The sequence below is a fragment of the Rhizobium sp. P1_E1 genome, assembly GCF_056406015.1.
The window spans coordinates 100635-109190 of the sequence record NZ_JBFUAY010000005.1; the positions used below are offsets into that span (position 1 = coordinate 100635).

Genomic DNA, 8556 nt, shown 5'->3' on the forward strand with positions numbered 1-8556 from the left:
CTGTTTCCACGGAACGATGGGCACCTTCGCTCCGACACTCCCGAAGGCGCGAAGGTTAAAAAATCATGGGCGCGGCAATATGGAGTTAACGAAAGTAAACACTTCATTAACCATAATGATGCTCTAATGCACCCAGGTCGGACAAAGGCCTGAAACGGCGCAGACAGCTTCGCGCAAGCGTCGATTTCGAAAATGAAAGTTATTTTTGGGGGTGTTGATGAGTCGCAAGCATGTCGCTGTCCTGATGGGCGGATTTTCCTCGGAAAGGCCCGTCAGCCTTTCCTCGGGAAAGGCTTGCGCAGAAGCCCTCGAGGCGGAAGGCTTCGACGTGACGCGCATCGACGTGGCGCGCGACGTTTCCGAGAAACTTGCCGCGCTGAAGCCCGATGTCGTCTTCAATGCGCTTCACGGCCCGTTCGGCGAGGACGGCACCATTCAGGGCATCCTCGAATATCTCGAAATCCCCTATACGCATTCGGGCGTGCTTGCCTCGGCGCTGGCGATGGACAAGGCCAAGGCGAAGCGTGTCGCTGCCGCCGCCGGCATTCCGGTCGCCGAATCGCAGGTGGTCAACCGTTTCGCCTTTCCCTCGACGCATCCGATGAAGCCGCCCTATGTGGTGAAGCCCGTCCGCGAGGGGTCGAGCTTCGGCGTCGTCATCGTCACGGAAGATCAGGCGCATCCGCCACAGATCGTCAGCTCGCCCGAGTGGCGTTACGGCGAGGAGGTGATCGTCGAGCGCTATGTTTACGGTCGCGAGCTCACCTGCGGTGTCATGGGCGAAACGCCGCTCGGCGTCACGGAAGTGGTGCCACAGGGACACAATTTTTATGATTACGACTCCAAGTATGCGGCGGGCGGTTCAAAACACGTCATCCCCGCGAAAATTTCACCGAATATTTACCAAAAAATACAAACATTGTCCCTAAGGGCGCATCAGGCAATCGGTTGTCGCGGCGTCAGTCGGTCCGACTTTCGTTACGACGATCGTTTCTCCGAAGACGGCGAAATCATCTGGCTGGAGGTCAATACCCAGCCAGGTATGACCCCAACCTCGCTCGTGCCCGAAATGGCCGGTCATGCCGGCTATTCGTTTGGTCAGTTTCTCCGGTGGATGGTGGAGGACGCGTCTTGTTTGCGTTGACAGTCAAGAGGATTGGGCGCCCCAGCCATCATGCCGTGCTTCCGATCATGGAAGCCGAAGAGCGGTTCGTGCTGCCGCGTCCACTGCGCCGCGTCACGCGCTTCCTGATCAGCCTCTGCAGCGGCCGTATCCATATTCCTGTTCATACGGGTACGGTCTCGGCGCTCGCCTTCCTGGCTGCGACGGGGTTTTACGGTATGTCGCTTGGCGGCCACACCGAAGCTGTCGCGCAGGCGACGACGACGGCGGCGGGTTTTGCGATCGAGGACGTCAAGGTCTCCGGCAATTCGGAGACCTCCGAAATCGAGATCCTGCAGCTGATCGGCCTTGACGGCACGACCTCGCTGGTGGCCCTCGACGTCGATGCCGCCCGCCGGAAGATCGCGCATCTTCCCTGGGTCGAAAGTGTCGAGGTCCGCAAGATCTATCCGAAAACGATCGAGGTGAAGCTCAAGGAGCGCCAGGCCTATGCGATCTGGCAGCACGGGCAGGAGCTTTCCCTGATCGAGAAGAACGGCAGCGTCATTGCACCGCTGCGCGACAACAAGTTTTCGGCGCTGCCGCTCGTCGTCGGCCGCGATGCCGAAACGGCGGCGGCTTCGCTCGACGACGCCTTCTCGAAGTGGCCCGACGTGAAGGCCCGCGTGAAGGCCTATGTCTGGATATCAGGCCGTCGCTGGGACCTGCACATGGACAATGGCGTCGTCGTCAAGCTGCCGGAAGATGGCATCGACCAGGCACTGGCGACGCTTTCGAAGTTCGACAAGGAGCACCAACTCCTGGAGCGGGACATTGCCGCAGTCGATCTCCGACTGTCCGACAGAACCGCCATCCAGCTGACGCCGGAGGCGGCGGTCCGCAGGCAGACGGCAGTGACGGAGCGTATGAAAGAATTGAAGAAGGCGGGGCAAAATATATGAGCTTGTTCGGTTCATCCCATTTCGGATTGCCGCGCCTGAAGCCGCTTTCGTCGAAGCGGTCACATGTCGTTTCGGTGCTCGACATCGGCTCGACCAAGGTCGTCTGCATGATCGGCCGGCTGACGCCGCGCGAGGAAAGCCAGATCCTGCCGGGTCGCACGCACAATATCGAGATCATCGGCATCGGCCACCAGCGTTCCCGCGGCATCAAGACCGGCGTGATTGCCGATCTCGACGCGCTGGAAGGCGTCATCCGCCTTGCAGTCGACGCGGCGGAGCGCATGGCGGGACTGACCGTCGAGAGCCTGATCGTCAACCTGACGGCTGGCCGGCTCGGCAGCGACATCTACACCGCGACGATCGATCTCGGCGGCCAGGAAGTAGAGCTCAACGATCTGAAGAAGGTGCTGTCGGCCGCTTGCCAGCAGTCGCTGCGCCAGGACCGTTCGGTGCTGCATTCGCTGGCGACCGGCTTCTCGCTCGACGGCGAGCGCGGCATCCGCGATCCGCTGGCGATGTATGGCGATGCGCTCGGCGTCGACATGCATGTGGTGACGGCGGAGCGCTCGGCGCTGAAGAACCTCGAACTCAGCGTCAATCGTGCGCATCTGTCGGTCGAGGGCATCGTCGCCACGCCCTATGCATCGGGTCTTGCAGCTCTCGTCGACGACGAGGTCGAACTCGGCTGCGCGGCGATCGACATGGGCGGCGGCACGACGACGATCTCGGTCTTTGCCGAAGGCAAGCTCGTTCATACGGACGCCGTCGGCCTCGGCGGCCATCACGTCACCACCGATCTGGCGCGCGGCCTTTCGACCCGCATCGAGGATGCGGAGCGGCTGAAGGTCGTGCATGCCTCGGCGCTTTCGAATTCCTCCGACGAGCGCGAGCTGATCTCGATCCCGCCGATCGGCGAGGACGATCGCGACCAGCCGTCGCAGGTGCCGCGGGCACTGGTTTCGCGCATCGTATCGGCGCGAATCGAGGAGACGATGGAACTGATCCGCGACCGTATCCAGCGCTCAGGCTTCAGCCCGATCGTCGGCAAGCGTGTCGTGCTGACCGGCGGGGCGAGCCAGTTGACCGGCCTTGCCGACGTGGCGCGGCGCATCCTTGCCCGCAACGTCCGCATCGGCCGTCCGATGGGCGTCTCGGGGCTGCCGACGGCTGCCAAGGGTCCGGCCTTTTCGACGGCCGTCGGCCTGATGATTTATCCGCAGGTCGCGGACATGGAGACACATGCGTCACAGAGCGGTCTGCTCATGTCGCTTGGAGGAAATAACAGCCGCATAGCCCGCATGGGCCAGTGGCTGAAGGAAAGTTTCTGAAATTGAGTAATTGGCCGGCGTGGCGATGCGGCCAGAGAGAGAAGGAACAGGTACCATGACCATCAAGCTGCAAAAGCCTGACATCACAGAGCTGAAGCCGCGCATCACCGTGTTCGGCGTTGGCGGCGGTGGCGGCAATGCCGTCAACAACATGATCACCGCCGGCCTCCAGGGCGTCGACTTCGTCGTCGCCAACACGGATGCGCAGGCGCTGACGATGACGAAGGCTGAGCGCATCATCCAGCTCGGCGTCAACGTCACCGAAGGCCTCGGTGCCGGCTCGCAGCCGGAAGTCGGCCGCGCGGCCGCCGAGGAGTGCATCGACGAGATCGTCGATCACCTGAACGGCACGCATATGTGCTTCGTCACCGCCGGCATGGGCGGCGGCACCGGCACGGGCGCTGCGCCCGTTGTCGCGCAGGCGGCCCGCAACAAGGGCATCCTGACGGTCGGCGTCGTCACCAAGCCKTTCCATTTCGAAGGCGGGCGCCGCATGCGTCTGGCCGAGATGGGCATCCAGGAACTGCAGAAGTCTGTCGATACGCTGATCGTCATTCCGAACCAGAACCTCTTCCGCATTGCCAACGACAAGACGACCTTCGCTGATGCCTTCGCCATGGCCGACCAGGTTCTCTATTCGGGCGTTGCCTGCATCACCGACCTGATGGTTAAGGAAGGCCTGATCAACCTCGACTTCGCCGACGTCCGCTCGGTGATGCGCGAAATGGGCCGCGCGATGATGGGCACCGGCGAAGCCTCCGGCTCCGGCCGAGCGCTGCAGGCAGCAGAGGCTGCGATTGCCAACCCGCTGCTCGACGAAACCTCGATGAAGGGCGCCCAAGGCCTGCTGATCTCCATCACCGGCGGTCGCGACCTCACCCTCTTCGAAGTCGACGAAGCCGCGACCCGCATCCGCGAGGAAGTCGATCCTGACGCCAACATCATCCTCGGCGCCACCTTCGACGAATCGCTCGAAGGCATCATCCGTGTCTCGGTCGTCGCAACCGGCATCGACCGGGCGATGAACGAAGCCGCCGAGCGGAACCTCCAGCCGGCAGCAAGGCCCGCTATCCGTCCCTCCGCGGCTGTTGCTCCGGCAGCGGCCGCAGTTCAGCCTGCCCCCGTGATGCAGGCACCGAAGGCCATGGATCCGATCGCGCAGACCATCCGCGAAGCCGAGATGGAACGCGAGCTCGAAATTCCGGCCCCGCGTGCTGCCGCACCGCTGCAGCAGCCCGTAGTACAGCAGGAAACCTTCCGTCCGCAGAGCAAGATCTTCGCGCCTGCACCGGAAGCTCCGGCAATGCGTCCGGCCCCGGTGCAGCAGCAGGCTCCGGCGCCCGTCATGAGCCAGCCTGTCATAAGCCAGCCGGTTCAGCAGCAGCCGGTCCGGCAGGAGCCGACCATCCGCCAGGCGCCCGAACCGGTGCGCATGCCGAAGGTCGAGGATTTCCCGCCGGTCGTCCAGGCCGAACTCGACCACCGCACGCAGCCGGCTTCCGCGCATGCGGCGGAGGAGCGCGGTCCGATGGGCCTGCTCAAGCGAATCACCAATTCGCTTGGCCGCCGCGACGACGACGCCGTTGCCGCCGATATGACCGCCGCACCGCCGGCCGCTTCGCAGCAACGCCGTCCGCTGTCGCCTGAGGCAAGCCTCTACGCACCGCGTCGCGGCAATCTCGACGACCAGGGCCGGGCAGTTCCGCAGGCCCGGATGATGCAGGAAGACGACCAGCTGGAAATCCCGGCATTCCTGCGTCGCCAGTCGAATTGAGTGCGTGCTTCGGCACCGTTCATGCCCGGGATCAAGGTCCCGGGCATTGCTGTTTTTCAGCCCGTGATTCGCGAGCAATTTCAATTGCGTGACTTCGTAACAAAGCGAAAGAAACAGTGATTTGGATTGGAGCGCCGGCGCACGTAAGTATGGTGCAAGGAAACTGCACTAGGAGACCTTTCGACAGGCTCCTTGTGCAGAATGAACGATGACCGTGCCGATCGGACAGACCGCCGGTACGGAAGAATAAAGGCAGAATTTATGGCAATTGGCTTGCTGGGTTTTCAAACGACGGTATCGCGTCCGGTGACGCTTTCGGGCATCGGGGTGCATTCGGGCGCTAACGTCTCGATCACCCTGAACCCGGCCGAATCGGACACCGGCGTCATTTTCCAGCGCCTGCATGACAATGGCGACATCACCGAACTGAAGGCCGTCTCCTCGCAGGTCGGCAATACCGACCTCTGCACAGTCCTCGGCTTCTCTCCCGCCCATTCGGTCGCGACGATCGAGCATGTCATGGCCGCCGTCTATGCGCTCGGCCTCGACAATGTGGTGATCGAAGTGCAGGGCTCCGAAATGCCGATCATGGATGGCAGCTCGCTGCCCTTCGTTGAGGCGATCGAGCAGGTCGGTCTCGTCTCGCTCGGCGTCAAGCGCCGCTATATCCGTATCACCAAGCCGGTGCGGATCGAGCATGGCGGCTCCTGGAGCGAATTCCGCCCCTATGACGGTACGCGCTTCGAAGTCGAGATCGATTTCGACTGCCCGCTGATCGGCCGGCAGAAGTGGGCCGGTGACATGACCGCCGCCGTCTTCAAGGCCGAGCTTTCCCGCGCCCGCACCTTCGGGTTCATGCGCGATGTCGAGCGCCTCTGGGCGTCGGGCCATGCGCTCGGCTCCTCGCTTGAAAATTCCGTCGTCATCTCGGACGACAACACCGTCATCAACGTCGAAGGGCTGCGTTACGCCAAGGATGAATTCGTCCGCCACAAGACGCTCGATGCCGTCGGCGATCTGTCGCTTGCCGGTGTCCAGTTCATCGGTTGCTACCGTTCCTATCGCGGCGGTCACAAGATGAATGCCAATGCGCTGAAGGCGCTGCTCGCCGATCCTTCCGCCTACGAGGTTGTGGAGACGTCGACGCCGCGCCAGCGTGTCGCTGCCCGCGAACTGATTGCAGTCAGCGCTTCGGAATTCGCTCCCTGGTCGGCATGACCTCCAGCATATTCTCAAGACCAGGCCGCCTCTTTCCCGGAGGCGGTTTTTTTATGTCCGGCCATATCTGCGGCAATAAACCGATGCTTGGCCGCCACAGGTCGGGAAGAAGTTGAAAAGCCGATCATTCTGCGGCTGCTGCCACAAAAATGCGTTAATGCCTTATCATTGCGTTGCTCTTGATGCACATTTGTGGCTAGAAACGCCAGCGAGGCGTGGCTGCCGTGGAGAGAGCGGCAGCAGTGGGGTTCTTTCGAATGGGTTATGCAGGATCTGAAGGTATGATGAAGACAGCGCGCGCTTTGTTCGCATCGCTTCTGGTGCTCAGCGCAGGCGCCTCGATCTCCGGTTGCCAGTCGGATCCCGACATCGACATCACCAAGCTCGGTCTCGAAACCGATCCGCCTGACGTGCTCTACACCCAGGGTCTTGCCAATATGAAGGCCGGCAACATGGCGGAAGCGGCGCGCAAGTTCGACGCGATCGACCGCGAGAACCCGTTCTCCGAATGGGCGCGCAAAGCGCTTGTGATGAGCACCTTCGTCAAATACCGCCAAGGCCGTTTGGACGACGCGCTTGCATCGGGCAACCGCTACATGTCGCAATATCCGAAGTCCCAGGATGCTGCCTATGTGCAGTATCTCATCGGTCTCACCTATTCCAAGCAGATCGTCGACGTGACGCAGGACCAGCGCGCCTCGGCCAAGACGATCGAGGCGATGCAGGCCGTCATCGACAATTATCCGAACTCCGAATATGTCGACGATGCACAGGCCAAGATTCGCTTCGCGCGCGACCAGCTCGCCGGCAAGGAAATGCAGATCGGCCGCTACTACATGGAGCGGAAGGAATATCTCGCCGCGATCTCGCGCTTCCGCATCGTCGTCGAGAAATATCCGAATACGAACCAGATCGAAGAGGCCTTAGCGCGTCTCGTCGAAGCTTATTATTCCATGGGCATCGTCGACGAGGCGCAGACAGCCGCTGCCGTTCTCGGTCACAATTACCCCGACAGCCAGTGGTATGCTGATTCCTACAAGCTGCTGCAGAGCGGCGGTGCCGAGCCGCGTGAAAACAAGGGCTCGTGGATCGCAGCAGCGGGCAAGAAACTTCTTCTCGGTTCCTGAGGCCAATGCTGATCCAGCTTTCGATCCGCGATATCGTCCTGATCGAGCGGCTGGATCTTGCCTTCGAGACCGGCCTCTCCGTGCTGACGGGCGAGACCGGGGCGGGCAAATCCATCCTGCTCGACAGCCTGTCGTTGGCGCTCGGTGGGCGCGGCGACGGCGACCTGGTGCGCCACGGCGAGGATAAGGGCCAGGTGACGGCGGTGTTCGACGTCGGCATGGAACACGGCGCCCGCATACTCCTGCGTGAAAATGGCATCGACGACGAGGGCGACCTGATTTTCCGCCGCCAGCAATCGGCGGACGGGCGCACCAAAGCCTATGTCAACGACCAGCCGGTCAGCGTGCAGCTGATGCGCCAGGCCGGGCAGATGCTGGTCGAAATCCATGGACAGCACGACGATCGCGCCCTTGTCGACACCAATGCCCACCGCACCCTGCTCGATGCCTTCGCCGGCCTCACCGACGAGGTTTCAGAGGTCTCCAGGCTCTATCGGCTGTGGCGCGACAGCGAGCGGACGCTGAAGAAGCACCGGGAGAAGGTGGAAAGCGCGGCGCGCGAAGCCGACTACCTGCGCTCGTCGGTCGAGGAACTCGAGAAGCTCTCGCCGCAGGATGGCGAGGAGGAAGAGCTCGCCGATCGCCGGCAGAAGATGATGAAGGCCGAGCGAATCGCCGGCGATATCGCCGAGGCGTCCGAATTCCTGAACGGCAATGCCTCGCCGGTGCCCCATATCGCCTCGCTGGTGCGCCGGCTGGAGCGTAAGAGCCATGAGGCGCCGGGACTGCTCGAAGACACCGTGACGCTGCTCGATGCCGCGCTCGATCAGCTTTCCAACGCGCAGATGGAAGTCGAGGCGGCACTCCGCAAGACCGAATACGATCCGAGAGAGCTGGAGCGGGTGGAGGAGCGGCTTTTCGCGCTCAGGGCCGCCTCGCGCAAATATTCCGTTCCCGTCACCGAACTGCCGGCGCTTGCCGTGCGCATGATCGCCGATCTTGCCGATCTCGACGCGGGCGAGGAGCGGCTTGCGCGGCTCGAAGC

At 62.4% G+C, this 8556-nt stretch carries 7 protein-coding genes; all 7 read left to right on the forward strand.

All coding sequences use genetic code 11. From position 1 onward, the window contains the following. Positions 1–217 precede the first annotated feature (217 nt). On the forward strand, positions 218–1144 hold the full coding sequence (locus tag AC1D1Z_RS04150; RefSeq protein WP_018242855.1) for a D-alanine--D-alanine ligase: 927 nt from the start codon (positions 218–220) through the stop codon (positions 1142–1144). After that, complete coding sequence (locus AC1D1Z_RS04155) at positions 1132–2064, forward strand: cell division protein FtsQ/DivIB (RefSeq protein ID WP_130652766.1); 933 nt, start codon at positions 1132–1134, stop codon at positions 2062–2064. The genes AC1D1Z_RS04150 and AC1D1Z_RS04155 overlap by 13 nt, the downstream gene beginning before the upstream one ends. Further along, a complete protein-coding gene (gene ftsA / locus AC1D1Z_RS04160; protein WP_003561012.1) occupies positions 2061–3392 on the forward strand; it encodes a cell division protein FtsA in 1332 nt (443 codons plus the stop codon). The genes AC1D1Z_RS04155 and ftsA overlap by 4 nt, the downstream gene beginning before the upstream one ends. 55 nt (positions 3393–3447) lie before the next feature. After that, entirely contained in the window at positions 3448–5166 is a 1719-nt protein-coding gene (ftsZ, locus tag AC1D1Z_RS04165) for a cell division protein FtsZ (RefSeq protein WP_105006763.1), read from the forward strand. 261 nt (positions 5167–5427) lie between these two features. Continuing rightward, on the forward strand, positions 5428–6384 hold the full coding sequence (lpxC, locus tag AC1D1Z_RS04170) for a UDP-3-O-acyl-N-acetylglucosamine deacetylase (RefSeq protein ID WP_018446543.1): 957 nt from the start codon (positions 5428–5430) through the stop codon (positions 6382–6384). A gap of 257 nt (positions 6385–6641) precedes the next feature. Continuing rightward, on the forward strand, positions 6642–7511 hold the full coding sequence (locus AC1D1Z_RS04175) for an outer membrane protein assembly factor BamD (protein WP_018242851.1): 870 nt from the start codon (positions 6642–6644) through the stop codon (positions 7509–7511). A 5-nt stretch (positions 7512–7516) separates the two neighbouring features. After that, the coding region (locus AC1D1Z_RS04180; RefSeq protein ID WP_477849595.1) for a DNA repair protein RecN at positions 7517–8556 on the forward strand (1040 nt) is incomplete at its 3' end.

Coding starts and splice junctions, on each gene's coding strand:
- AC1D1Z_RS04150 (WP_018242855.1), top strand. CDS start 218: ATGAGTCGCAAGCATGTCGCTGTCCTGATGGGCGGATTTTCCTCGGAA.
- ftsA (WP_003561012.1), top strand. CDS start 2,061: ATGAGCTTGTTCGGTTCATCCCATTTCGGATTGCCGCGCCTGAAGCCG.
- lpxC (WP_018446543.1), top strand. CDS start 5,428: ATGGCAATTGGCTTGCTGGGTTTTCAAACGACGGTATCGCGTCCGGTG.
- AC1D1Z_RS04175 (WP_018242851.1), top strand. CDS start 6,642: ATGGGTTATGCAGGATCTGAAGGTATGATGAAGACAGCGCGCGCTTTG.